The 23,398-nt window shown below is 67.9% G+C and carries 23 protein-coding genes and 1 pseudogene; 15 read left to right on the top strand and 9 right to left on the bottom strand.

Annotated elements, in window-relative coordinates; all coding sequences use genetic code 11:
- Window positions 1-171 precede the first annotated feature (171 nt).
- From J7W19_RS29075 to J7W19_RS29035, 9 genes are all read left to right on the top strand, one after another.
- Entirely contained in the window at window positions 172-1,107 is a 936-nt protein-coding gene (locus J7W19_RS29075) for a hypothetical protein (protein WP_158688712.1), read from the top strand.
- 9 nt (window positions 1,108-1,116) lie between these two features.
- Window positions 1,117-2,844 carry a collagen-like triple helix repeat-containing protein gene (locus J7W19_RS29070; protein ID WP_201768173.1) on the top strand — a complete coding sequence of 576 codons (1,728 nt, stop codon included), beginning with the start codon at window positions 1,117-1,119 and terminating at the stop codon, window positions 2,842-2,844.
- 94 nt (window positions 2,845-2,938) lie between these two features.
- Window positions 2,939-4,165, top strand: a complete 1,227-nt coding sequence (locus tag J7W19_RS29065; protein WP_004938170.1) for a hypothetical protein — start codon at window positions 2,939-2,941, stop codon at window positions 4,163-4,165.
- Window positions 4,165-5,097, top strand: a complete 933-nt coding sequence (locus J7W19_RS29060) for a hypothetical protein (protein WP_004938172.1) — start codon at window positions 4,165-4,167, stop codon at window positions 5,095-5,097. The genes J7W19_RS29065 and J7W19_RS29060 overlap by 1 nt, the downstream gene beginning before the upstream one ends.
- Before the next feature lie 9 nt (window positions 5,098-5,106).
- On the top strand, window positions 5,107-6,141 hold the full coding sequence (locus J7W19_RS29055) for a collagen-like triple helix repeat-containing protein (protein ID WP_201768174.1): 1,035 nt from the start codon (window positions 5,107-5,109) through the stop codon (window positions 6,139-6,141).
- Between the two features lie 83 nt (window positions 6,142-6,224).
- On the top strand, window positions 6,225-6,566 hold the full coding sequence (locus tag J7W19_RS29050) for a hypothetical protein (RefSeq protein WP_004938176.1): 342 nt from the start codon (window positions 6,225-6,227) through the stop codon (window positions 6,564-6,566).
- A 20-nt stretch (window positions 6,567-6,586) separates the two neighbouring features.
- A complete protein-coding gene (locus J7W19_RS29045) occupies window positions 6,587-6,868 on the top strand; it encodes a hypothetical protein (protein WP_004938179.1) in 282 nt (93 codons plus the stop codon).
- A gap of 137 nt (window positions 6,869-7,005) precedes the next feature.
- Window positions 7,006-9,015, top strand: coding sequence for a peptidoglycan DD-metalloendopeptidase family protein (locus J7W19_RS29040; protein WP_004938181.1), 2,010 nt, complete (start codon window positions 7,006-7,008; stop codon window positions 9,013-9,015).
- A gap of 15 nt (window positions 9,016-9,030) precedes the next feature.
- Window positions 9,031-9,378, top strand: coding sequence for a hypothetical protein (locus tag J7W19_RS29035; protein WP_004938182.1), 348 nt, complete (start codon window positions 9,031-9,033; stop codon window positions 9,376-9,378).
- A gap of 59 nt (window positions 9,379-9,437) precedes the next feature.
- On the opposite strand, the gene J7W19_RS29030 is transcribed toward J7W19_RS29035, so the two are convergent.
- The 3 genes from J7W19_RS29030 to J7W19_RS29020 all read right to left on the bottom strand — a co-directional run bounded on the left by J7W19_RS29030 (window position 9,438) and on the right by J7W19_RS29020 (window position 12,364).
- Complete coding sequence (locus J7W19_RS29030; RefSeq protein WP_158688713.1) at window positions 9,438-10,091, bottom strand: hypothetical protein; 654 nt, start codon at window positions 10,089-10,091, stop codon at window positions 9,438-9,440.
- 107 nt (window positions 10,092-10,198) lie between these two features.
- A complete protein-coding gene (locus J7W19_RS29025) occupies window positions 10,199-10,699 on the bottom strand; it encodes a hypothetical protein (RefSeq protein ID WP_004938188.1) in 501 nt (166 codons plus the stop codon).
- Between the two features lie 33 nt (window positions 10,700-10,732).
- Window positions 10,733-12,364, bottom strand: coding sequence for a YfjI family protein (locus J7W19_RS29020; RefSeq protein WP_004938192.1), 1,632 nt, complete (start codon window positions 12,362-12,364; stop codon window positions 10,733-10,735).
- A 254-nt stretch (window positions 12,365-12,618) separates the two neighbouring features.
- Here J7W19_RS29020 and J7W19_RS29015 point away from each other — a divergent pair.
- Window positions 12,619-12,726, top strand: a pseudogene (locus J7W19_RS29015) (dodecin family protein); the annotation flags it as partial.
- 66 nt (window positions 12,727-12,792) lie between these two features.
- On the opposite strand, the gene J7W19_RS29010 reads toward J7W19_RS29015, so the two are convergent.
- On the bottom strand, window positions 12,793-13,326 hold the full coding sequence (locus J7W19_RS29010; protein WP_004938197.1) for a GNAT family N-acetyltransferase: 534 nt from the start codon (window positions 13,324-13,326) through the stop codon (window positions 12,793-12,795).
- A 586-nt stretch (window positions 13,327-13,912) separates the two neighbouring features.
- Here J7W19_RS29010 and J7W19_RS29005 point away from each other — a divergent pair.
- Window positions 13,913-14,998 carry a hypothetical protein gene (locus J7W19_RS29005; protein ID WP_004938202.1) on the top strand — a complete coding sequence of 362 codons (1,086 nt, stop codon included), beginning with the start codon at window positions 13,913-13,915 and terminating at the stop codon, window positions 14,996-14,998.
- A 75-nt stretch (window positions 14,999-15,073) separates the two neighbouring features.
- Here the strand turns inward: J7W19_RS29005 and J7W19_RS29000 are convergent, their stop codons facing one another.
- From J7W19_RS29000 to J7W19_RS28990, 3 genes are all read right to left on the bottom strand, one after another.
- Window positions 15,074-15,808: a dienelactone hydrolase family protein gene (locus tag J7W19_RS29000; RefSeq protein ID WP_004938206.1), complete on the bottom strand. Its 735-nt coding sequence runs from the start codon at window positions 15,806-15,808 to the stop codon at window positions 15,074-15,076.
- A gap of 129 nt (window positions 15,809-15,937) precedes the next feature.
- On the bottom strand, window positions 15,938-16,300 hold the full coding sequence (locus tag J7W19_RS28995; protein WP_004938209.1) for a DUF4180 domain-containing protein: 363 nt from the start codon (window positions 16,298-16,300) through the stop codon (window positions 15,938-15,940).
- A gap of 114 nt (window positions 16,301-16,414) precedes the next feature.
- Window positions 16,415-17,908 (bottom strand): carboxylesterase/lipase family protein, encoded by a 1,494-nt coding sequence (locus J7W19_RS28990; RefSeq protein ID WP_004938212.1) that lies wholly within the window; start codon window positions 17,906-17,908, stop codon window positions 16,415-16,417.
- A gap of 102 nt (window positions 17,909-18,010) precedes the next feature.
- Between J7W19_RS28990 and J7W19_RS28985 the strand changes: the two genes are divergently transcribed.
- The 4 genes from J7W19_RS28985 (at window position 18,011) to J7W19_RS28970 (ending at window position 22,087) form a co-directional block, all read left to right on the top strand.
- Entirely contained in the window at window positions 18,011-18,622 is a 612-nt protein-coding gene (locus J7W19_RS28985) for a TetR/AcrR family transcriptional regulator (RefSeq protein ID WP_004938219.1), read from the top strand.
- A 156-nt stretch (window positions 18,623-18,778) separates the two neighbouring features.
- Window positions 18,779-20,029, top strand: a complete 1,251-nt coding sequence (locus J7W19_RS28980; protein ID WP_004938222.1) for a serine hydrolase domain-containing protein — start codon at window positions 18,779-18,781, stop codon at window positions 20,027-20,029.
- A 262-nt stretch (window positions 20,030-20,291) separates the two neighbouring features.
- Window positions 20,292-21,170: a PhzF family phenazine biosynthesis protein gene (locus tag J7W19_RS28975; RefSeq protein ID WP_004938224.1), complete on the top strand. Its 879-nt coding sequence runs from the start codon at window positions 20,292-20,294 to the stop codon at window positions 21,168-21,170.
- A gap of 317 nt (window positions 21,171-21,487) precedes the next feature.
- Window positions 21,488-22,087: a helix-turn-helix domain-containing protein gene (locus J7W19_RS28970; protein ID WP_004938228.1), complete on the top strand. Its 600-nt coding sequence runs from the start codon at window positions 21,488-21,490 to the stop codon at window positions 22,085-22,087.
- A gap of 13 nt (window positions 22,088-22,100) precedes the next feature.
- Here J7W19_RS28970 and J7W19_RS28965 read toward each other — a convergent pair whose 3' ends face one another.
- The gene (locus J7W19_RS28965) at window positions 22,101-22,829 is read right to left on the bottom strand and encodes a (2Fe-2S)-binding protein (RefSeq protein ID WP_004938231.1); all 729 of its coding nucleotides are present in this window, start codon (window positions 22,827-22,829) and stop codon (window positions 22,101-22,103) included.
- Window positions 22,830-22,882: 53 nt separating this feature from the next.
- On the bottom strand, window positions 22,883-23,374 hold the full coding sequence (locus J7W19_RS28960; protein ID WP_004938234.1) for a DUF4430 domain-containing protein: 492 nt from the start codon (window positions 23,372-23,374) through the stop codon (window positions 22,883-22,885).
- Between the last annotated feature and the right edge of the window lie 24 nt (window positions 23,375-23,398).

Below are 23,398 nucleotides of genomic sequence, written 5' to 3'. Positions count from 1 at the left end.
AGTAAGGGGTCGTCCTCATGGGCGGCCCCTTTGGCGTGGAAGGGTCACACGTTGAGAGACAGCGCACGGACGGACAAGTTCCCGGGGAAGGACTGGACCCTGTGGTACCGCGGGGTCCTCCTCGGGGACGACTCCCCGCTCATCCCTCTGGAGATCTCCGGTATCGGTGACATGCCTGAAATCAAGGACTACGACATCGAGATGGTGGCCACCCACGGGCGTTGGCCGGGGCGCGACTGGATGCGCGGTCGCACGATCCACCTCAGCTTCCGCGTCGTCGCCAAGGACCCGACCAAACTGGCCGACCTGATGGGTGAGGTCAACGGCGCCTTCACGTACGGGGAAAGGGAGGAAGAGCTCCACTTCTGCATCCCCGGTGTGGCTCAGGGCGCCATGGCAAAGGTCCGGGGCCGCGTACGGAAGCGTTCGGTGACCATCGACAGCAAATATGCGTCCACCCTGTCGCCCATCATCGACGTGCAGTTCGACTGCACCGACCCGTGGATCAGGGCGACCGGCACGTACCACCGGGACATGACGGCCGGCACCTGGGACAAGGGCGGGATCGACGTGACCAGCCCCGACGCCCCGATGTTCGACTTCACCAACGGGACTGCGGCAGAGATACCCAACACGGCCCAGATCCGCGACCAGATGCCGGCCGTGGTCGCCAACGGCTCAATGGCCCCATCCGACATGGCCTTCAAGGTCTACGGCCCGGCACAGGGCGGCGTCTGGGTGGAGGTACGCAAACCACCAACCGGATACAGCGTGGACGCTCTGGCACTTGAGGCCCCCACGGGTGACCTGGTCGGGAAGATCGGGATCACGAAGTACGGGCGCCTACCCCTGGAACTGGGCCCCTCAGACATGTTCGAGTTCGACACCAAGAGCAAGAAGGCGTTCATCACGCAGTTCGGACGACGCACTGAGGTGACTTCCGCTTTGGCGTTCTCCCAGTGGTTCCGACTCGACGCGGGGACGACCGTGATGTGTTACCTGATGTCAGGCAATCCCGGAGAAGAAATCCGGCCGCGCGCCTTCGCCTATGCAAGTGTCCCCTATCTCCGCGGGCAGGTCTCTTGGACGCTCGACAAGTTTATCTAAGGATGACAAATGGCAGATGTGACCAACGTTAACTTCACGAATGGAGCCAAGTACGCGGCAAAGGACTTCCGCAGGATGTTCGGCTCCATGATGGACTTCACGAAGGGGATCGAGACTCAGGAATCTTTCTACGTCGATCCCCATGTGGATGCCACGAACACCGTCCTCATATCTCCGGGACGGGCCTGGGTGAAGGACAACAACAAGGACAACCGTCAGGGCCTGCTCTGGATCGAACGGACGGAGCCCAAGCAGTTCACTCTCACCACGACAGCAAACTCGGGCTTCATCGTCCTCCAGGTCCAGAGCCCGGAGCTCAGCGGGCTCGACAAGCCGGTGGACATCGTCCCCCAGGTCGTCGCCTCCCTGACTGACGCCAAGGACGGCTCACTCGTCCTGGCCCGGTTCACCCGGCCTACCCCGAGCACCTGGGAGATCCAGGACTACCGACTCCACCCGCAGACGGATCAGTACCTCGTCACCAAGACGGGGCCCGCCCGCGAAGGCGCCCCTCCGCTGGCACCTACGACGGACGCCGCGAAGCGGTCGTTCTTCCGTCCGGGGACCCAGTACATGGACCTGCTGACGGGTAGCCGCTGGATGCTCCAGGGCGACTACAAGTGGGTGCGCGACGGGTCCTCGATCCGTCAGGGTACGGAGACCCCGCCGGTCGATGCCTACGACGGCAACTTCTACATCCAGTGCACCCACACGCCCAACCCGAACACCAACAACTCCTTCAACTACGAGCTCTTCGAGCGGAAGGCCGGCAAGTGGGTCACCATGGGCGTCCTCTCCGGAGACAAGTGGTACGCCAACTCCAGCAATCCCACGGATTCCGAGGGCTCGGCCGGCGACATGTACCTGCACACCGGGACTGGAGCGGTCTGGCAGAAGCAGTACATCAATGATGAGTCTCGGCCCGCGGGCTCCGAACCAGTCGTGGCGTGGATCGAGCTGGCGGGTCTCATGGGCCCCCAGGGGCCCCGGGGCGATATCGGCCCGATCGGGCCCGTTGGCCCGCAGGGCCTCAAGGGCGACCAGGGCGAGAAGGGCGAGAAGGGCGACCTGAAGAGCCTTGAGGGCTACACCGGAAACATACGCATCCAGGGTGACGGCCGCCTGTACGTCGGTGAGCGAGATGTGATCAACGAGGTCTCCGCCGCCGCTGACCAGGGTAAGCAGGCCATCGCCAGGGCCACCGAAGCAGCATCGACCGCGGACATGCTCAAGAAGGCCACGGAGGCCCTGACCGGTGAGGTGAACCGCAACAAGGCCGAGGTGTCCAAGCTCAATACCCGTGTCGGCAGCGTCGAGCAGAAGGCATCGTTCTTCTCCCGGGGCGTCTTCAAGTCGGTCACGGTGGGTGCGGCCTGGAAGGTCGTTCCGTTCAAGCAGAAGTGGTACGCCGAGGAGAGCGACTTCGACCGGAACGCAGGAGTCGCGAAGGCCAGGGTCAGCGGCATGTACCAGGTGATGTGCACGGTCAACGGGTTCACCAAGTACTCCCGGTCCGGCACGTTCTTCGTCGAGCTCAAGCGCAAGGCCGACAACCACATCATCACGGGCCAGTCCTACTCGACTCATGAGCAGAACATCGAGTGGCGCGTCAGCTGCTCGGGCCTGGTCTACCTGGGTGCCGGCGATGGCGTGTACGCCTACGTCCGGTCGGTGGGTGGCGATGCCACGGTCACCGACGACGTGAGTTCCGGCATCTCACTGGTGCAGGTCTCCTGACCCACCCGCTCGAAGAATCTCAATAACTAACCAAGCGCCGCAGGCAAGAGGGGTGGCCCGAGCCGCCCCTCTTCGCTGTGGAAGGGAGGAGACCGTGCCCCAGAACCCCTATGAGGTTCGGATCTACAAGTGGAGACCGATGGGTGACTACCGGTACGACGATCCCGGCCACCCGCTCCACACCACGCACAGCCTCAAGTACAAGGGATTCCGGCCGTACATCGTAGCGAAGGGCATCCCGGCTGTTGATATCCAGTACAGCTTCAAGCTGGACGACATTGGGCAGGCCACTGTCACTATCCCGCTGGATGGTCCCGAGGAGTGGCAGCCAGAGCTCAAGAAGCTGTCCGGCATCGAGCCGTATCACTACTGCCTGGGGATCGTTCGCAAGTCTGAAGAGTGGGATGACCGGCAGGATGGGTATCTCGTGTGGTCCGGAATTATCTGGAACATGCGGATGGATATGAGTGACCGCACACTCCAGATGCATGCCCGCGACTTCATGTCCTTCTACGAGACACGGAACCATAGCGGGGTCCTCCGGAGAGAAGAACAGATCGACCTCATCCGGGGACAGATGTGGGGTGAGAACGTCAACTGGGGCATCAACACCGAGTACAACCAGCTCGTCAACACAGGTCGCAAGTACGAGTGGAACGCCCAGCCAGGAGAGTGGCGGGAGATCGCTCACGACTTCTACGACATGGCCGACGACCTGAACGGGTTCTTCCTCCTGATGGACTCGGCGCGGGCCAACGAGGGCCAACCAGACGAGTACCTGCGGTGTTGGCTCAAGAACACCAGGGACCGGACCCCTCAATGGGCCACAGGCCGTGACGGGAAGCCCCTGCCGGCCTTGAGGGACCGTGTGAACTGCGAAGTCCCGGAGATCTACTTCGACGGCACGCAGATCGCGACGACTTCCTACGCCATCGGCAGGTCGGGCAACCTCCCGATCCGACGCCGCAAGGACAACACCCTGCTTCGACGCGAGGTCCCCGTCCGTGACGTCGTGGGCCGCTTCGACCGCATCGGCGACGCCAAGACACTCGACTCGCGCGCGGAGACGCAACTGGCCTTTGGCAACAAGGGGATACGCGTGCCGCGGGTCATCACCTACCCGAGCGCCTACCAGGACCCGCAGACCTTGAACCCCAACCTGGGAGTCAAGATCAACCTGGAGGCCAACACGGGATTCATCGACATCAAGGAGCCCTTCGTGGTCACGGAAAACCGCGTCCGCGTTGAAGGCGACGGCACCGACCGGTGTGAGCTGACGCTCGTCCAGGAGAGCTTGTTCAAGAAGGGGAAGTGGGAGTAGTGGCCAACCAACGCGCTTTCGCCGGCGGGCTCGACAACTCGCTGGCGAGCATCGACAGGCGACTGAAGAGCCTGGAGTTCCCGCCTCCTGATGCCGTGATCGACCGGTACCCCGTGTCACAGGTGGCAGCCACGCAGTACCTCAACGCTTGGCAGCCTCTCCGGCACCAGCAGTTCTCGGGCGGTATCTCGGTGAACTACCCGACCAGCGTGTCCGCGCACGGTTCTGTAGGTACCCCCAGCGTGACCACGGCCGGCGCGCTCACCTCGACGACGACCAGCAGGGCCTTCGTCACATCCGTCTCACGGCCGAGCCTGAGCGTCGGGGCAGACCTCGGAGGCTGGACGGGCCGGAGCCTGTCCTACAGCGTCACCACGCACCAGTGGCGGGCTCTGGTGAACTCGGACGGCTGGCGGCCTTGGTACATCATCCAGGCCCACGGCTCCCGCACCGATCTCCTTCGTCTGGAGTTCGAGTTCGCCGGGTCTTCGGAGTTTCAGATGGGCATCGGCGTCACACGCGAGCATGGCGCTTCTCCCCCGGAATGGCGGTCCGACATCGCAGGGTGGGGCCCGAACTTCCTCTTCAAGGCGGGGTCCGCGGAGAAGCTGCACCGCTTCGAGATGGAGTGGAAGCACATGAATCTCGATGACGGCCTGCACGCAACCCAGCAGATCGACTCGAAGCGATGGTTCGTTGTGTGGGCTCGCAGCATGAACAGTGACGTGCTCGGTGAGAACGGCAAGGGCAGCGGCTCACGGACACGTGACAAGGCGCAGATCCGTCCACCGGATGTTTCCTTCAGTACCTACAAGACCGCAGACAACGGCAAGTTGCTCGACTTGAAGCACAACCCTGGCGCGGGCGTTCATCGCCAGGACGACTGGGGTGCTCGCGTCTACAGCCTGAACCGCGAGCCGGGCCCCAGCTAAGGAGTTCACTTGGAAATAGTTAAGGTCAGGGGAACCTATCTCAATCCCATGGGCGAGCCGCACAGAGGCCGCGTCCGATTCGTAGTCCCGGAGAAGCAGTTCTATCGGCTCGACCAGAGCGTGATCGGCGGCTCCTCGCGAGTGACTGAACTCGACGTCACCGGAACATTCCACACCGAGGTACTTGGCGGTCTCCACTACGAGGTCATCGAGGAACTGGCCGGCCTTCCGGTCCGCCGGTTCTTCGTGCACCTTCCGACTGGCCAGGAAGAGTGGAACATCAAGGATCTCCAGGACTACAGCAATATCGACACCTCGACGGTGTTCTACACGGGGCCGGCGGGGCCGGCCGGTGAGCCCGGCCTCGACGGCGAGCCGGGCATCCCCGGTGACGTCGGTCCGAGGGGGCCCAAGGGCGATACCGGCGCAACGGGCCCTGTCGGGCCCCAGGGCGCACCTGGGCCGCAGGGCGTCCCGGGCAAGCTGGAGGCAAACAGCGGTGCGCGTATCGACGGAGATCTTGAGGTTCGCGGAAAGCCGGTTCTCCAGCAGACGGACGAGCGCGCCGAGATGCTGTCCGTTCACGGCAAGGATGGTCACAAGGCGGTGTCCGTCGACCAGCAGGGCAACGTCGTCATCGACAGCGGCATCGTCGCCCTGCACGACTCGGACAAGGTGCCGACCGCCGCTACGAGCGGTGCGGCGATTCTCTACTCCAAGGAGGGCGCCTTCCACGTCCTCGATGCCGGCGGGGACAACTCCTTCTCCAGCGTGATCAGCAAGGTCATGCAGGGAGAGCAGAACCACGCCGTCCACGAGGGGCGCATCACGGCCACGGAAATCAAGATGAGCGACCAGGCCGCCAGGATCACAAAACTGGAGAACACTCCTAGCATCCCCCCGGGTCTGGAAGATTTCATGGCGGAAGCGAGGGGGAAGCATCGCACCCTCGACGCGAAGGATGCCGAACTTGCACAGAAGGACGCCGAGCTTCTGAACGCCATCAACGCCTTGAAGAAGGTGGTGGACGGCATCCCAAAATAATCAACGCGGACCTGCGTTCCAAGGCGGGTTCGTTCACAAGTAGAGCCCAGTACCTCGTCCCCTGGAGCGGGACCATCAACCGCATGGCCTTGATGTCAGAACAGGATGGGCACGGCCATGCCCTTGAGGTCAGAGTGAAGGGTTATTACACCTTTTCCGTTCAGCTGGAATGCGACGGTACGTACGACGCAGGTATCCGCACCACTGTTTCCCACCGGATTAAGCCAGGCGATTGGCGTGACTTCTTCGTCGAGGATTACACCCCCAATACCGGCTCCAGGATGAAGACCAAGGTCTATACGACGCCGAAGCAGTATTACCAGGCGGGTGAACGGATCTACATCTACGCCAAGGTCGCGATTAACGGAGCTGATCCGATCTTCACCGGCGGCGGGTACCTGAAGGCGAATTTCCACGGCCAGTAATCCGGAAGGAGGACATTGCGATGCAAGTCGCAGAAATAATCACGGCCCTCCTCGGTGTAGGCGGAATCACCTCACTCGGCCTCTTCTTCAGGGCATCCCAGGCAAGGCGGGATGGGTTCAACAAGGCTCGCGCCCAGCACATTCAGGACCTGGAGCGCTGGCGCACCGAGGCCAACAAGGCGCTGGAGCAGATGCAGGAGGTTGCGGACTACTGGCGCCGCGTCGCCGCGGACTTCGAGCATCAGCTCCGCACTCACGGGATCACGCCTCAGACGACGGCGACCAAACCCGGCTCGGAGTAGTTGCTCAGCGCCGCACAACACGGCACCCGCGACAGCCCGGGAGGTGTCCGCCCCAAGCATCCAAATAACTAACTAACTCAGGCCGCCCCAGTGGGCGGCCTTTCGCATGCCCGCAAGGGCTTACGAAAGGAGGCGACGTGGCGAACACCGCCAAGTCAATGATCGACAAGGGCCGCACTCAGCTCGGCTACCGCGAAGGACAGGACAACTGGACGAAGTACCCGCCCGAGGTCCCCGGTCTCGGTTGGGCTCAAAACCAGCCCTGGTGTCAGACCTGGATCTCATGGCTGGCTGTGAAGACCGGCAACACCGATGTGGTCCCGCTTACCGCGTCCTGCCTGGCGTGTACCGACTGGTTCAAGGAGCGCGGCCAGTTTCACCGTTCGGGCCCCAAGCCCGGCGACCTGGTCATGTACGGGCCCTCTGGCGGGACTCACGTGGACATGGTCACCGAGGTCTCCGGCGATCGAATACGGGTCATCGGTGGCAACACCGGAGGTTCGTACGGAGGTACGTACTACAACGGCGACGGGGTCTACGAGAAGTGGACCGACATCAGCAACCCGCGCATCCACGGGTTCGCTCGGCCGAAGTACAAGGCAGGCTCGACCGACCAGACCGCGATCCTTCCCGACAACGGGGGCAGCGGGAAGCCGCCCATCGGTAAGTTCACGGTCAAGCGCGGCATGACCATGATCGGCATCTGCGCCATCCTCGGCGTCACCCTGGCGGAACTCCTCACAGCGAACCCGCAGGTGAAGGACCCGAACCGCATCAACGAGGGCCAGAAGCTGAACATCCCCGATAAGAAGGAGACTCAGAAGCCGCAGCCCACCAAGGAGCCGTCGAAGAAGCCGGATGCCAAGCCCACACCCGATCGCAAGCCCGACCCGACTACCAGCAGCGAGAACACGCCTGTCACTCCCTCGAAGCCGGATACGGAGAAGCCGAACCAGGGAGTGAAGAAGTACACGGTACGGAAGGGCGACACCCTGTGGGGTATCGCCGTGACGCACGGCATCAGCCTTCAGAAGCTGCTCGACATGAACAAGGGCCGGTTCCCTGATCCGGACCTGATCTTCCCGGGCCAGCACGTGAACCTTGACGGGAAGAGCATCCTCGTCCCCGACACGGTGAACAACGGCACAGCCTGCACCTGCGAGACCAACAAGCAGCCGAAGCCGCTAAAGCCTGTGAAGCCGGTCAGTCCGGAAGGTTCCACCGTCACGCTCGGGGACGTCATGCCCGCCAAGCCCCCGGTGGTACAGAAGGGCTGGGACCGGCCGCTGACCGCTGCCGAGACGGACAACGCCCGCGTCATCTACGACCAGGCACTCGCCATCTTCGGCACTCAGGACGGTCCGCGTGCCGCTGTGATCGGCATCGCGACCGCGTACCAGGAGAGCAGGCTCCAGAACCTTCAGGGCGGAGACCGTGACTCCGCTGGCCTGTTCCAGCAGCGCCCCTCGATGGGCTGGGGTTCCCACGCACAGGTCACGGACCCGGCCTACGCGGCGCGGAAGTTCTTCACGACCATGAAGGAACTCGCTCCGGGGTGGAAGTCCATGCCGCTGTGGGAGGCGTCGCACAAGGTCCAGCGCTCCGGTTCGCCGATGGCTCCGGCCTCGTTCGAGCTGGCGGCGGCCAAGCTCGTCGTGGAGTTCTCCGGAGGGAAGCCCGCGGATGCTCCGAGCAAGCACGGGAAGCCGTACGACCCGAGCAAGGACGTCCCGGAGGTCCAGCCGGAGGAGACCACGTCTGCCGTGGGCGACTGGGTGAAGCCGGTCCAGGCCGCCCCAGGCACTCCGTTCGGTCAGCAGGGCTCGATGTGGGCCAGCGGCCACCACACGGGTCTGGACCTCCCCGCCCCCCAGGGCACGCCCATCGTGGCGGCCGGCACTGGCCAGGTCATCGAGGCCGGCTGGGCTGGCGCCTACGGGCAGTCGGTCGTGGTCCAGCATGAGAACGGCGTGAAGACGCGCTACGCGCACATGTCCGCCATCAGCGTCTCCGTGGGCCAGGCGGTCGACGCCGGCGCCCGTATCGGCGACGTCGGCAGCACCGGCAACGTCACCGGCGCCCACCTCCACCTTGAGTTCATCGTGAACGGCGTTCAGGTCGATCCGATGCGCTACCTCGGCGGCTAACGAGAAAGGAGCATCATGCTCGACAAGATCAAGGAAAACCCTGCCAAGGCGCTCGGCCTCGTGAGCGCCCTGCTGGCTCTGTTCACGGTGTACATACCCGGGCTGCCCCAGGAAGCGATTCTTGGCGTCGTCGCCACGACCCTGTTCGGCGGCTACCAGGTCCAGAAGGTGGAGGACCAGAAGACAGAGGAAGCCCTCGCGGAGACCCCCGAGCTGGAAGGCCACGAGAGACAGCTCGCGCTGCTCCTGACGGAGAACAAGGCCCTGCGCAAGCAGACAGCTCCACAGGTGACGGACACGCACGAGCTACCCCGCATCGCTGACGTGAACCTCGATACCGGCACGTACCGGTTGACCAGCTGAGAGACGCCCCCGGCTGACACGATGATCCAGTCATCCCGTCAGTCGGGGGCTCTTTCTCGTTACGCGGCTATCTGGAACTCCTCCTCGCAGGTGCCGCAGATGACGGGAGCTTCCTCCAGCGTCCGTCGCGCGGTCCAGATGTACCGGCCGGGGCAGGCACACTCAGCCTTCGGCTTGGTGTTCGTGGACTTGGGTTTCACCTCATCGGCCGGCGCGAGTCCCAGCTCCCGCCACGCCGCCCGCCCGGCTTTGAGGGCTTCGATCGTCGCCGCGTACAGCGTGACCGTCTCGGGCCTCATGACGACCTCGGAGAACCCCCTCGTCGTGTCCGGCTTCTGCCCGTCCGGCCACATGAGGCCGAGGTTCCCGGCGAGTTGGACGAACTTCCTGTTGTGATACTTCCCCCTCCGAGAGGTGTTCTTGACGCCCTGCTCGTAGCCGACGCCGTGCGCGGCTTCATGGAGGAGGGTGGTCATGGTCTCGACGGGCTCACGATTAAGGGCCTCGCCCGAGACGAAGAGTTCGTGCACCCGACCGGACTCGGTGACCCACTGCTCTGCATGGAAGTGGCCCCACTTCACACCGTCCTTCTCGACACCGGTTCCGGTGATGAAGATGACTTCAGGCACTGAAGGGTTGTGCTGCTGGATATCTCTCCACGCCTTCTCAAGCGTGGACACGATCAGGCTTCCAGGATCTTGCTTGCCTCTCATGCAATCCATACTGAGGTATGTGGGTGTCAAGTGCCAACCCAAAGAGAAGAGGCAAACATCTCATTCACTCACAGACCTTTGCCTCTTGACTCTTTACATCCACAACCCTATTTGGCGAGCCCGACCGTACTCTCATAGACCTTCACGAAGATGCCGAGCTTCGAGTCATCGCGGACGCCCTTGGCCTGCTCGTAGTGCTCACGCAGCCACGAGCCCTTGCCTTCGAAGTAGTTCCACAGCAGTTCCATCGTCTTCCGATGGTCGTCCCTGGTGGACTCGTAGTCGTGACAGGCGACACGACTCACCTGCTCCAACAGGTCATCCCAGTTCTGCTTGTCGCTGCGCTCCTTGTACGCCCGGACGGTGCGAGCGAAGACAGGCGTCTTAGCTTCCTCCGCAAGGCACACCTTGACCGCTGCACGCACGAGGTTGGGCTCCATGCGGAGTAGATCGTGACCGTTGACCTTGCCCGCAAAGTTCCGGCGCATCCAATCCGCGAAACGCTCGTCATCCAGCTCCACAGCTTCAATCAGTCCAGCCCGGAGGTAAGTTGCGTTCATCGCCTCGGCCGCGAGGCGCGCGAAGCCCAAATTGTTGGTCCTGCTCACAAGCACTCTTCCCTGTGTTCGATCAGCGGTTCTCTACGCGTTGTCCATGGGTGCGAAGTCCGGGTGGACCACGAACTCCGTGGGCCTGCCGCCCGAACCGCGCTTCACGACAACGGCGCCCAGGTCTGCGATGAACCCGGAGATCTCGTCCTTCTTGCGCCGGTACTTCAAGGTCTTCTGCTGGATGAAGGTGCGAGTCAGACCTTCCTCGCCAGCCTGCTGCAACGCCCTGGCCAGGATCTCCTTGTCCTGCGCGTCTCGCTCCTCAGCCTTCATCACCGCACGTCCACTGGTGCCAGACATGAACTCACCGAGGACGAACCGAGCTGACGCGATCGAGTAATCCACGAATGCCTTGGCCGCTTCGAGGTCTTCCAGTGAGACGACATCACGTCCGTCCATGAGCGCGTACGTGCCAGCCACTCGAACGAGGTTCGGCAGTCGCCTGGTGGTGAACTGCTTCATGACCTCGTTGTCATTCGAGGTGTTGGCGTACTCGCGGTAGATCTCTCGGCGGTACATGAGCTGAGCTTCCTTGCTCCACACCACCGGGTCATCTCCCCGGCCTGCCTTGTAGGCGGCATCGCGAAGCCTCATAGCGAAGTCTTCGAGGCGCTGCTCCCAGTCGTCCGGGTCCTCGGGCCACGGGATCTCGTGAGGCCGGTGCACGAAGATCGGACTGAACCTGTTCCACGTGCCGCCAGCCATTTCCGCGGTCTTCTGCCGGTCGGCGAATTCCTGTCCGGTGACGTGGCCCACGATCGTGATGTGCGGGTCGGTAGCGACCTCCGCATCCATGGAGTGGATGTTGAGGGTCTTGCCGTCCCAGGCGTCGCGCATGACCGGGCCGAGCGTGCTGCCGTGGGTCTTCTGCATGATGGTGGCGAACTCGGTGGACATCACCAGGAGACGTTTGTCGTCGACTCCGTAGTCCACCTTCTGACCGTTCTCCTCGCGGCGCGCGATCTCTTCCTCGTCCATGCCATCACGGACGGAGTAGATGAGACCTTCGCCGGAGCTGAGCGAGGTCGTGGTGTTGTTCTTGAAGAACGAGTCCCCGACCCTGTGTAGCACCTCAAGGGCGCGGTCGGTTGCCGTACCCTTCCGTCCTTCGCCGGTCTCGCCGATGAGGATGGTCCAGACGTTGACTCGCTGCTTCACTGGGCCGTGAACGATGCGGTCGTGGCCGACCATGCACGAGAAGGTACTCAGAAGGGTTGCGAGAATGCCCGCAGGGTCAGCCTCGGTGTCGGGCGATACGTACTCCAGGATCTCCCCTGCGATGCCGTGCCACGCCTTCTTGTCGAGAAGTGGGCGACCCTTGGGACCTTCGATCGCAGTGCTGTAAGGAAGATCGTCCAGCTCTTCCTCGACAGTGCGCTCATGCCCCTGAGACTCGACCCTCACCTCTTCCTCAACAGCTTCTTCGATGGTCTTCTCGTGACTCTTCGGAACTTTCTTCGACCACTCTTGGAAGAGCTGATAGAAGTCGGCCCCTCGGACCGTCTGAGCAGAGACACCAGCGTTCTCACTCATCCACTTCTCAACATCAGTTCGGAAGGTCGCCTCAGAGCTGAGACGGATCTCGGTGATGTTGAACGTTCCGTTCTCGGCACCCTTGAGAAGGTTCCTCTGAACCGTCTCCGTGGACCGCTGATTGGGCATCTATCTCCATCCTTGGAACCTGCGCCGGCGCGGCGCCCAGTCGGGTCGCTGGTCGCGTTCCCCTGACTCGACTGGGCGGCTTGAGCAGCGCCGATCATCCAGTGCTTGAGCTTCGTTGGCACGGAGCCTACCGGGACCCACCTCTAGGAATCAAACTAACTAAATAAGTTGGCCAGGACTGGCCGGTTCCACTCGAACACGGCCCTGACCTGCGAGAACTTGACCTAGCGACAGGTTTTGTGCAAGCTGACTCCGACTGGTTCGAAGTGGTGCAGATCCGCGGCCACTTCGCGGAGGGCGGCGGCGTCGGCCACTACCAGGTCGGCCTGAAGATCGGCTTCCGCCTGGAGGACGGCGACTGAAAGCCCGAGGCAGAATCAGGCCCCGTCCCGCCCCGCCGCGCACAGCGGGGGAAGCGTGGCCCCGCGTCAGCCCCGGAGAACGGCGAAGCGCTCGTGGAGGTCCTTGACGGCCTGGGCACGCCGCGCCATGAGATAGACGCGGGTGTTGGTGCGCTGGACTTCGTGGAGGAGTCGGAAGCCCTGGCTCTCGTTGTAGGCGACCAGGCCGGGGAAGTTGCAGCCGCGGCGGACCCAGGTCTTGCCCTCGGCGGCGGCTCGGTCGACGGCCCACAGGGCCATGGTGGTCCCGGGCTTGTGTCGGCGGTACGCGGGGTCGGTGACGCTGGAGTACAGGTAGTACGCCGGCTCGGCCAGTTCCTCGTCCGTCCAGCCCCACCGCGGGGTCTGGTCCTGCACGGTGATGAAGCCGATGACCTTCTCGTCCTCGTCGTCGGCAAGGACCCAGACGTCGCCCTCGAGGTTCTCCGCCTGCCCTGCGAGGTCGGCAGCGTTCTCCCTCCAGCTCGGCAGGCCGCGCTCCTCCAGCCATGCGGAGCGGGCGAGGATCATGCCTTCGACGGCGGGAATGTCGTCGGACGTGGCCGAACGCATGGCGAACATGTCTCTCCTGTTTCGTGGCGTCATGAGAGGAAGGCTTGGGCGGCGAAGTGGAGGTCCAGGACTTCGAGAAGCTGGGCATCGCCGTCTTCCCGGTACGGCCCTTCCGACAGGCGGCGAACGGCCTGACGGGCCCGTCCGGGTCCACCACCTGTTCCTCGAAGAGGGGCGAGCCGTCGTGGAGCATGCGGGCGAAGAGGGGGCGGGCGTGGGTGGTGAGGGTGTGCTGGACGACCTCGGCGAAGGACTCGCGCTCACGGGACTCGGTGACGTCCGGGCTCAGTCCCAGGGCAGCGAGCCGGCGGCGCTGGGGCTGTTTGAGCTCGCGCCAGTGCATCGGCAGCCACTCGCCGAGCTGGACCATTCCGGGGTCGGCGAAGGGGTGCACGGGCCAGATGCCGGCCCGCATGAGGACGGGGGCCGTCGTCGGTCGTTCGTGTGCGTGAGAGCCGGCTTGACAGGGCGGTCGAGTCAGCGCTCCGGTCAGCAGGCCGCCGGTGAGCGTCGTAACCTGTAGGAGACATGGCAGGGCCGCACCCTTCGAGGCGTCGCACCCGCACCTCTCCCGTGTGGAAAGGAGGCCTTCGCCATGACCACTCATGCCCTTCAGTTCACCGTAGAGGCTGTCGATGACTCCTCCGTTCTCGGGCAGTCCTCCCTCACCGTGGACGGCAGCGGGGCGCCCGCCATCGCCTACGTGGTCGGTACCGCGGCCGGCACCGCCGTGAGGGTGGCCCGTCGGCTGAACGGTCAATGGACGCACGAGGACACGGGCGGCATCGCCGCGGGGGACGACGTGCGGATCAGTCTGAGCTTCGACTCGGGCGGCGTCCCGCACATCGCCTACCGGGACGGCAACAGCGACAACGCGATCTTCGGCACCAGGCGCGACGACGGCTGGTCCCTCGAGGAGATCCCCACCCAGGCCGGGATCATCGTGCGCTCCGCCGCCGACGTCTCCATGCAGATCGAGCCGAACCTGAACGATCCGCCCTTCGCCGACACCCCGACCGTCGGGTACCGCGACGGGTTCCACGGCGACTCCGCGGCGGTCGCGCGGAAGGTCGGCGGATCCTGGCAGATCAGCGGCGTCGACGGACCGAGCGATGTGAGGACGGGCCTGTCGCTGGCCTTCGACAGCAGCGCCGGGCTCAGGCTCGCCTACTTCCAAGGCTTCGACGACGGGTCGCCCGTGATCCCGCAACCGCTGAAGCTGGCGCAGGAAGAGGTCAGCGACGTCGGGGACACCCATCCGCCGACCTTCGTCAACAGTGTGATCGACTCGGAGATGCGCGCCGCCGAGAGCGTGTCCATGGCCCGGGGCCTCTTCGCCAAGGTGCTCGTCGCGTACGCCGACGTCCGGACCCGCACCGTGCGCGCCTGGTCCGGCTCGCTGGGGTCGGAGCCGACGATCGAGGTGGTCGCCGCGGGCAACGACGCCAACGGCCCCCGGTTCCCTTCCGCCGCGGGCGACCCGCACCAGACCCTGTTCGTCGCCTACCTCGACGGCGGTCAGGTCGTGCTCGCCAGGCGCGGGCCCGCGGGGTGGACCAGTCAGCCGGTCGCCACCGGCGGCGGCTGGCCGTCCCTGGAGTTCGGCAAGGACGGTACGACTCATCTCGCCTACGGAACCGGGACGTTGATGTACGCACGCGGCACCGTCAGCCCCGGCTGACCGGCGCCCCGACCGGATCCACACGCCCCGAGCGGGCGGGCCCTGCCCATGGCGGTCGGGCGACGGCGCCCCGGCTCATTCCGTCACGGGCACGCACTCGGCCAGCAGGCCGACGAGGTCGTGCCAGGCGCGTTCCGCGTGCCGTGGGTGGTGGCCGACGCCGGGGAGCAGGATCTGGTCGGGGTGGTCGATCGGCGGGTGGTGGAAGGCGTGGAGGGCTCCGCCGTAGACCATCAGGCGCCAGTCGACGCCCGCGGCCTGCATCTCGGCGGCGAAGGCGTCCCGTTGGGCGGCGGGCATCATCGGGTCCTCCGAGCCGACCCCGGCCCACACCGGGCAGCGGATGCGCGCCGCCTCGCCCGGGCGGCCCGTGGTCACCGCGTTGATCGTCCCGATGGCCCGGAAGTCGACTCCGTCGCGGCCGAGTTCCAGCGCGATCGCGCCCCCGGTCCCGTAGCCGATGGCGGCGATCCGGTCCGGGTCGGTCCGCGGTTCGGCGCGCAGGACGTCGAGCGCGGCGTGGCCCATCGCGCGCATCCGGTCGGGGTCGGCGAGCAGCGGGGTGCACCGCGCCAGCATCTCCTGGGGGTCGGTGAACCAGCGCCCGCCGTGCAGGTCGAACGCCAGGGTCACGTAGCCCAGTTCGGCCAGGGCGTCGGCCCGGTGGCGCAGGACGTCGTTCAGGCCCGGCCCCTCCGGGCCGAGCAGGACCGCGGGCCGGCGGCCGGCGCCGGCGGGGAGCGCCAGGTGCCCGAACATGGTCAGGCCGTCAGCGGGGTACTCCACCGTGCGTGTGGTGATCGTCGTCATGGAACCGGACTGTAGTGACGGTTGGAGCGTGTGGGGCCGGACTTCACCGTGGGCGGAACGCCGCGGGGCGCGCCCCGCGGCAGGCAGGAGTGACGTCCCTGACCGGCGCCTCGCGGCCCGGTCGGCCCCTCAGGCCCTCAGCCGCTCCTCCAGTTCCCCGAGGTCGGCGAGGAACCACGTCTGCCGCCCCCGGTCGCACTCGCGGACGAAGTCGCGCAGCGCGGAACTGTCCGCCGTGTACCGGGAGATATCGCCGATGACGGCGAGGCCCATCCGGTAGTTCGCGAACTTCTGCACGACGTCGCCCGCGAAGCGGGTGCGGAGCCGGAAGAACGCCTCGTCGAGCCGCTCGGCGGGGAGGGCGACCCACTGGGCGCCGTGGTAGCCGGCGTCGCCTATCAGGTCCAGGACGTCGGCCTCACCGCGGATCGCCGCGCCGTCGGCGTCGCACATCCATACCGGTACGTCGTGGATCGTCCGCAGGGTGGCCATCGGTCCTCCAAGGGTGGGGCGTCGTCGGGTACGTGACCGGTGATCGATGATCGGTGATCAGCGGTCGGCACAGCCTGTCACAGGCGACGGCGAGCGGCGTCCCGGGCCTCCGGGCTACTCGCCGAGGCCGAAGGGCGTGGGCCGGTGCCGCTCCCAGATACGGGCCGACGCCTCCTCGGGATAGGGGCGCGTGCGGGAATCGGCGTCCAGCACGCGGGTCGTCCACGCGTCGGGACCGGCGGCCGACCAGCCGGGGTCGCCCGAGGTGACGAAGTCCGTCCAGGCGCGCAGGAGTTCGCGGGACACCGCGCGGGCGGCGGCGGTGGGGTGCTCGCCGAGGAGTCCGACGCCGTTGGGGCTGTCGAGCGTGCCGAACGCCAGGGGGACGTCGAGGCTGTGGCAGGCGCCGAGGGCGCCCCCGAAGGCCGGTGCGGCGAGGGCGAGTTCGAAGAGGTACGACGTGCCGCCCGCCGCCGCGTTCGCCCGGGCCAGGCAGAGGGACGGCATCCGGAAGAGGGCGTCCGAGTAGACCGTCTCCAGCAGGTCCTCCGCGGTGGCCCGGGGGAAGGCGGCGCGGTAGGCGTCGGCCCCACCCGGTCGCGGGGCGAACAGGTCCAGGGCGGTCCGCGCCTCCTCGTCCGTGAAGGTGCCCGCCCGGCCGCTCATGACGCTGAAGAGCCGGAACTCGTCGCGCGTGTGGCCGACGAGGAGTTCGGTGCCGGTCGCGCGGCCGGCGCCGAGCGCGGTCCAGGGCGACTCGGGGAGCACCTCGCCGTCGACGACGGGTCCGACGGCGACGCCGATGCGGGCGAGCCGTCCCCACTCCCCGTACGGCCCGGGGAGTTCGGCGCCGAGCGCCGTGACCTCGTCGGCCAGGCGCCACGGGTCGACGGCGGCCAGGGCCGCGGCGGTGGGCGCCGCGCCGAGCCGGTGCGCGAGCGTCCACGTGACGCGCTCGCCCAGTTCGCGGGTGAGGTGGACGCCGGGCACCGAGTGGGCGACGGCGCGCCGGAACAGGCCCCGCGCCCGTTCCATCGTCAGCAGGGCGGCGACCGAGCCGGCGCCCGCGGACTGGCCGGCGACGGTGACCCGTTCCGGATCCCCGCCGAAGGCGGCGATGTTCCGCCGGACCCAGCGCAGGGCGGCGATCTGGTCGAGGAAACCGCGGTTGGCCGGGGCGCCGTCCAGCAGCGCGAAACCCTCCGCGCCCACGCGGTAGTTGACGCTCACCACCACGATCCCCGCCGCGGCCAGGGCGGCCGGGTCGTACATGGGGTCGCTCGCGTCCGCCGTCAGATAGCCGCCACCGGGGATCCACACCAGCACCGGCAGCCCCGCCGCGCCCGGGTCGGGGGTGCCGATGTCGAGCGTCAGCCAGTCGGTGCCGCCGCCCCTCCGGGTCTGCACCGGGCCGGACTGCGGCGCCGTGGGACCGGGCTCCACCGCCTGCCGCGTCCCCTCCCATCCGCGCGCCGGGACGGGGGCGGCGAACCGGAGCGCCCCCACCGGCGGTTCGGCGTATGGGACACCGCGGAACTCCGCGCACCCCTGCCGCCACCGCCCCTCCAACACGCCCTCCGCCGTGCGCACCTTCGGCTGGTCCGCCATGTCGCCTCCCCTTCGGCCGTCTGTCGCGAGACGCTTTCCAGGGTTATCGGCCAGTTGTATTATGTCAACCGTAAGAAAACGCCACCCGGGAGGCAGCCGACGATGCCGAAGCAGGTCGACCACCGCGAACGCCGCGAGACGATCGCCCGAGCACTGTGGCGGGTGGTGGAACGGCACGGCGTCGCCCAGGCGACACTGCGCGAGGTCGCACGGGAGGCGGGCCTCTCCCACGGGTCGCTCCAGCACTACTTCGCCTCGCGGGAGGCGATGCTCTCGTTCGCCATGGACTTCGCGTCCGAGCAGACCGCGCTGCGCGTCGGCCGCCGCCTGGCGGAACTGGGCGAGCACCCGCACCCCCAGGACGTCCTCCGGGCGATGCTCGCCGAGACCCTCCCGCTGCACCCCGACGCCCGCGCGAACAGCCGGATGAGCGCCGCCTACGTCCTGGAGGCGCTGCACGACGAGGAGGTCCACGCGCGGGCGCGCTCCGGGCTCCTCCAGGGGCGGGAGGCGGTGGAACGCCTGGTGCGCCAGGCCATCGCCGACGGCCACATCGCCCCCGACCGCGATCCGGCGATCGAGACCGACCTGCTGCTCGCGCTCACCGGGTTCACCACCCTCCTCGAACTGCGCGTGGTCACGCCCGAGGCGGCCCTCGCGGCCGTCGACCGGCACTTGGACGGGCTGTTCGAGGGCGGGTCCCCCTGTTCGTAACGGATCCCCCTAGGGGACGGCGTCCTCCCCCGGCATGATCAACAAGGCGGGGGCGGGCGCCAAGCTTGGTGATCGCGCACAACCGCGCATCCCAGCGGTGACCGCCGACTCCGTGCCGGCCACCGCCCGCGACCCTCCGAAAGGCCCGGCGCCTCCATGACCGTGACCGTCCAGCACCGCCGCCGCACCCGCACCGTCACCGCTCTCCTCGCCGCCACCCTGCTGGCCGGGGCGGCGCCCGCGCTCGCCGCCCCGGCCGGGACGAGCGGGGCGGGCGGGACGGCTGGGGCGGAGGGGACGGACGGGACGCGCGAGCACGGCGCCACCGACCGGGCCGACCTGCGGCGGGCGCTGCGCGCGGTGGTGGCCGACGGCATACCCGGAGCGGTCGCGGAGGTCCGCGACGAGCGCGGGGTCTGGCGCGGCGCCGCCGGGGTGGAGGATCTCCGCTCCGGGCGGCTGCCCTCCCCCGACGACCGGTTCCGCGCCGGCAGCGTCACCAAGAGCCTGGTCGCCACGGTGGTGCTGCAACTGGTGGCGGAGGGGCGCGTCGGCCTGGACGACCCGGTGGACCGCAGCCTGCCGGGCGTCATCCCGGCCGGCCGCCACGGCAAGCGGATCACCGTACGCCAGCTCCTGCACCACACCAGTGGCCTGCCCAACTACACCGACGCGCTGGTCAAGAGCATCGGAGGCGACCTCGGCAAGCTGCGCACCCGCCACTGGACACCACGTGAGCTGATCGCCCTGGCCCTCACCGAGCCGTCCCCCTTCGAGCCCGGCGAGAAGGGCAAGTGGGAGTACTCGAACACCAACTACGTGGTGCTGGGGCTGCTGATCGAGCGCCTCACCGGCCACTCGCTCGGCCACGAGATCGACCGTCGCGTCGTCCGGCCGCTGCGCCTGCGGAACACCTCCGTCCCGTCCGACACCCGGCTCCCCGGCCGCCACCTGCACGGCTACGAGCGGTTCCCGCGCCCGACCGCGCCCTACACCGACATCACCGCGTACGACCCGGACGTCTTCCGGGGCCCGGGCAACGTCGTCTCCAACGCCCACGACCTGAACACCTTCTACCGCGCCCTCGGCGAAGGCCGCCTGCTGCCCGCCCGGCTGAACAAGGAGATGCGCGAACTGACGCCGGACGGCGGGGAACGCGAGGGCCGGTCCTACGGGCTGGGCCTGGAGGGCACCACCAACATCTGCGCGGACGGCACGCTCATGCTGGGCCACACGGGCAGCGTGCCGGGCTACGCCACCTTCAGCTTCGGCACGGCGGACGGCCGGCGGCAGGTGACGCTCGCCCTCGGCAGCGACCCCGACATCACCAAGAACGACAAGGCGGGCGCCGACGCCTTCCGCTTCCTCGGCGCGGCACTCTGCGGGAAGAACGGGAAGGGGCTGTAGCCAAGGTCCGGCGCGAACCGGCGCAATCCGGCAACAGTCCGCGGCCCGCGGGTTCGCGCCGTGAAGAGACCTCGTCCACCGTGCCGCCGGCGGCGCGGTCGTCATCCGCCATCCGGTGCGGGGCGGTACCGGCCGATGACAGGACCGGCCGATGCATTACGGTACGCCCCGGGACGCGTTCGGTCGGCCGTTGCAGCCGGGTCCGGCCGGCGGCGGGACGTCGTTTGTGGTTGCCGATTCGTCGAGGGTCAAAGGGGGGCCGATGTCCTGGCCGGATGTCACGGTGGTCGACGCGTGTGTACGGCGCGACGGCCGGGGCGGCAGCCCCACGGCGGTCGCCGACGACGATCCGGCGGCGACGGACGCGGACCGGCGTACGGTCGCCGCCGCGGCCGGCGCCTCGCACGCGGCGTTCCTCGGCCCGGTGCGGACGCCGGACGGTGGCCTTCCGGTCCGGTTCTTCACCGCCGCCGAACTGTCCGGCTGCGGCCACGGCACCGTCGCCGCGCAGGCCGTCCGGTTGGCCCGCACCGCGCTGGGCGAGCTGAACGACCGCCAGCACACCGGCGGCCGCACGTTCGACACCATCGCGATCCGCCGCCCCGCCGGCATCGAGGTGTGGTTCGACCAGGGCCTCGTCGCGCTGCGTCACCCGGCACCGGACGAGCGCACCGCGATCGTCACCGCGCTCGGGCTCACCGCGGACGACCTGCATCCGACCGACGCGCCGCGGATCGCCTCACCCGGCACACCACGCATGCTGGTACCGGTCCGCGACCGGTCGGCGCTGCTCCGGGTCCGTCCGCGTTTCGGCACGCTGACCGAGGCGAGCCGGCGGTACGGGCTCCTCGGCTGCTTCGTGTACGTACCGCCGGTGGACGACCGGCCGGGCGCGGCGCGGATGTTCGCGCCGGCGATCGGTGTCGACGAGGACGTCGCCAACGCCAACAGCACCGGCTGCCTGGCCGCCCACCTGCTCGACACGACGGGGGCGCGGACGGTCGCGATCGAGGTGGAGCAGGGTGACGCCCTCGGCCGACCGGCCAGCGTGCTCGCTTCGGCCCGACGCGGGCCGACGGGCATCACGACCCGGGTCGGCGGGCTGGCGGTGGTCCGCGACGGCCGCCGACGCGACGGCTAGCCCGCCCTCTTCCGCGATCGGCGCAACGGGCCGAGGCTTTCCGCCGCGGTCAAGCTTCGGCCCTCGGTGGCGGCCGTCACCGGGACGCAGGGGGCGCGGCCCCGTGTCCATCGGGAGGCCCGCGGCTCGGCGGCGACGGCGGTTCGGGTGGGTCCGGCGCCGAGCGGGACGCGGGCGTCGGCGATCCGTTCGGAGGCCAGGGCGCGCGCCCTGGCCGCACCCCGGAAGCAGCCGCGTGGGCGCCGCCATGGACACCCCCTTCCCCGTAGCGGCAACACCACTTGCCATTTCCGGGACGTCCGGGTAGCAATGACGGCGTGGACCACTCACCCGCCATCTCCCGCGCCCTGTCCGAGGTCGGCCCGCGCCTCAAGCGCCTGCGCACCGAGCGCGGGGTGACCCTGGCGGCGCTGTCCGAGGCCACCGGCATCTCCAAGAGCACCCTGTCGCGCCTGGAGTCCGGTCAGCGACGGCCCAGCCTGGAGCTGCTGCTGCCCATCGCGCAGGCGCACCAGGTGCCGCTGGACGAACTGGTCGGCGCCCCGGAGGTCGGCGACCCCCGCGTCCGCATGACGCCCCGGCGCGCCAACGGCCAGGTCGTCGTCCCGCTCACCCGGCAGCCCGGCCCGCTCCAGACCTTCAAGTCCGTCCTGCCCGCGAGCAGGAAGACGCCGGAGCTGTGCACACACGAGGGGTACGAGTGGCTCTACGTCCTCTCGGGCCGGCTGCGCCTCGTCCTGGCCGACCACGACCTGGTCCTCGGCCCGGGCGAGGCCGCCGAGTTCGACACCCGGCTGCCGCACTGGTTCGGCACCACTGGGGAGGGCCCGGTCGAGATGCTCAGCATCTTCGGGCGGCAGGGCGAGCGGATGCACGTACGCGCCCGACCGCGCGCCCGCGCCGCGTCCGGCGACTGACGGGACGCGCCCGTCAGCCCCGCGCGGCCCCGGCGGCGGCCCGGGGCGGGTGGCGCAGGACGCAGTCGCCGCACATACCGCCGGAGGGCACCCGGTAGTACAGGCAGCAGGTGGTACGGACGAACTCCGGCCCGGTCGCCGAGCCGGTCAGCCGGCCGGTCCCCGCCAGCAGCGGATGCTCCAGCAGCGAACGGGCGTACCCGACCGCCCGCGCGGCCTCCCCGCCCCGCCCCCGCTCCGCACACCAGGCGTGCAGCACCCGCAGGGCGCCCCCGAGCGCCGACCCCGCGTTGCCCCAGAGCACTCGCGACGAGACGGGGACGGCGGTCCGGAACAGATCGTGCAGCGGCGCGAGGCGCCCCTCGACGACGGCGGCGGCGATCCCGGCCACCGGATCCGTGCCGGACGGCAGGAACGGCGCGTCCGGCAGCCACAGGTCGTCGGGCGCGGTCAGCAGCGGGTGCCACCGGAGCCCGTCCCCGGCGAGGTCCGGCACCCGCCCGACGAGCACGGCGGCACCGAGCGCCACCGACAGCAGCCGCCCGGCGACCCCCTGGAACGCCACCGAAGCCGCGACCCGCCCCTCCTCCGTCCCCAACCGCCGCCCCACGGTCTCCACCCGCAGCCGCACGGCCCCCTCCCCCAGCGGCAGGTAGCCACCGGGGCCGGGGCCGCCGAGCTCGTCGTCGTCCGTGCGGAGCGCGAAGAAGGGTCCTACGGCGGCGAGTTCGGTGAGGTGCATGGTGCGTACGGTCCTCAGGATGCGGCGGGTCGGGTGGGCGCGTTAGCGGCGGATCAGAGGGCGGTCCAGGTGAAGGCCACCTTGTCACCCTGCTTGAGCTTGTACTGGCAGCCGCCGACGCTGGTCGGGGTGCCGTTGACGGCGATGTTCCAGTAGTACTCGTCGTTCCCGGTGTCCTTGGCTATGCGGTTGACGAGGTAGTCGTCGAACGACGCGTACCAGGTGCCGTCCCAGGTGAAGCCCTTCTTCTTGGAGGCGTCGTCGAGGGCGGCGGTGGGCGTGGCACCCGGGGTCGGGTTGGCCTTGTTGTTGGTGCCGTCGCACTTGTGGGTGCCGCCGGTGGCGGTGGTGACGTCGTGACCGGTGGTCTTGATGTCACCGCTGAAGAGGACTCCGCCGGAGCCCTTCACCGTGAGGTTGACGGTGATGGGCGCCGGGGCGGCGGCCTTGGGGGCGGCGGCCACGGCGCCGGTGGCCGGCGCGGCGAGGGCCAGGCCGAGGGCGGCGGTGGCGACGAGGGCCTTACGGGTCAGCGGAGCGAGCATGGAACGTACCTTTCGTGGTGTGGT

The sequence above is a fragment of the Streptomyces mobaraensis NBRC 13819 = DSM 40847 genome, assembly GCF_017916255.1.
Classification (GTDB): domain Bacteria; phylum Actinomycetota; class Actinomycetes; order Streptomycetales; family Streptomycetaceae; genus Streptomyces; species Streptomyces mobaraensis.
This window is presented reverse-complemented; position numbering and strand designations above follow the sequence as displayed.

Coding starts and splice junctions, on each gene's coding strand:
- J7W19_RS28960 (WP_004938234.1), bottom strand. CDS start 23,374: ATGCTCGCTCCGCTGACCCGTAAGGCCCTCGTCGCCACCGCCGCCCTC.
- J7W19_RS28975 (WP_004938224.1), top strand. CDS start 20,292: ATGTCCTGGCCGGATGTCACGGTGGTCGACGCGTGTGTACGGCGCGAC.
- J7W19_RS29045 (WP_004938179.1), top strand. CDS start 6,587: ATGCAAGTCGCAGAAATAATCACGGCCCTCCTCGGTGTAGGCGGAATC.
- J7W19_RS28990 (WP_004938212.1), bottom strand. CDS start 17,908: ATGGCGGACCAGCCGAAGGTGCGCACGGCGGAGGGCGTGTTGGAGGGG.
- J7W19_RS29075 (WP_158688712.1), top strand. CDS start 172: ATGCCTGAAATCAAGGACTACGACATCGAGATGGTGGCCACCCACGGG.
- J7W19_RS28995 (WP_004938209.1), bottom strand. CDS start 16,300: ATGGCCACCCTGCGGACGATCCACGACGTACCGGTATGGATGTGCGAC.
- J7W19_RS28980 (WP_004938222.1), top strand. CDS start 18,779: ATGACCGTGACCGTCCAGCACCGCCGCCGCACCCGCACCGTCACCGCT.
- J7W19_RS28965 (WP_004938231.1), bottom strand. CDS start 22,829: ATGCACCTCACCGAACTCGCCGCCGTAGGACCCTTCTTCGCGCTCCGC.
- J7W19_RS29070 (WP_201768173.1), top strand. CDS start 1,117: ATGGCAGATGTGACCAACGTTAACTTCACGAATGGAGCCAAGTACGCG.
- J7W19_RS29020 (WP_004938192.1), bottom strand. CDS start 12,364: ATGCCCAATCAGCGGTCCACGGAGACGGTTCAGAGGAACCTTCTCAAG.
- J7W19_RS29030 (WP_158688713.1), bottom strand. CDS start 10,091: ATGAGAGGCAAGCAAGATCCTGGAAGCCTGATCGTGTCCACGCTTGAG.
- J7W19_RS29005 (WP_004938202.1), top strand. CDS start 13,913: ATGACCACTCATGCCCTTCAGTTCACCGTAGAGGCTGTCGATGACTCC.
- J7W19_RS28985 (WP_004938219.1), top strand. CDS start 18,011: ATGCCGAAGCAGGTCGACCACCGCGAACGCCGCGAGACGATCGCCCGA.
- J7W19_RS29000 (WP_004938206.1), bottom strand. CDS start 15,808: ATGACGACGATCACCACACGCACGGTGGAGTACCCCGCTGACGGCCTG.
- J7W19_RS29035 (WP_004938182.1), top strand. CDS start 9,031: ATGCTCGACAAGATCAAGGAAAACCCTGCCAAGGCGCTCGGCCTCGTG.
- J7W19_RS29050 (WP_004938176.1), top strand. CDS start 6,225: ATGGCCTTGATGTCAGAACAGGATGGGCACGGCCATGCCCTTGAGGTC.
- J7W19_RS29010 (WP_004938197.1), bottom strand. CDS start 13,326: ATGTTCGCCATGCGTTCGGCCACGTCCGACGACATTCCCGCCGTCGAA.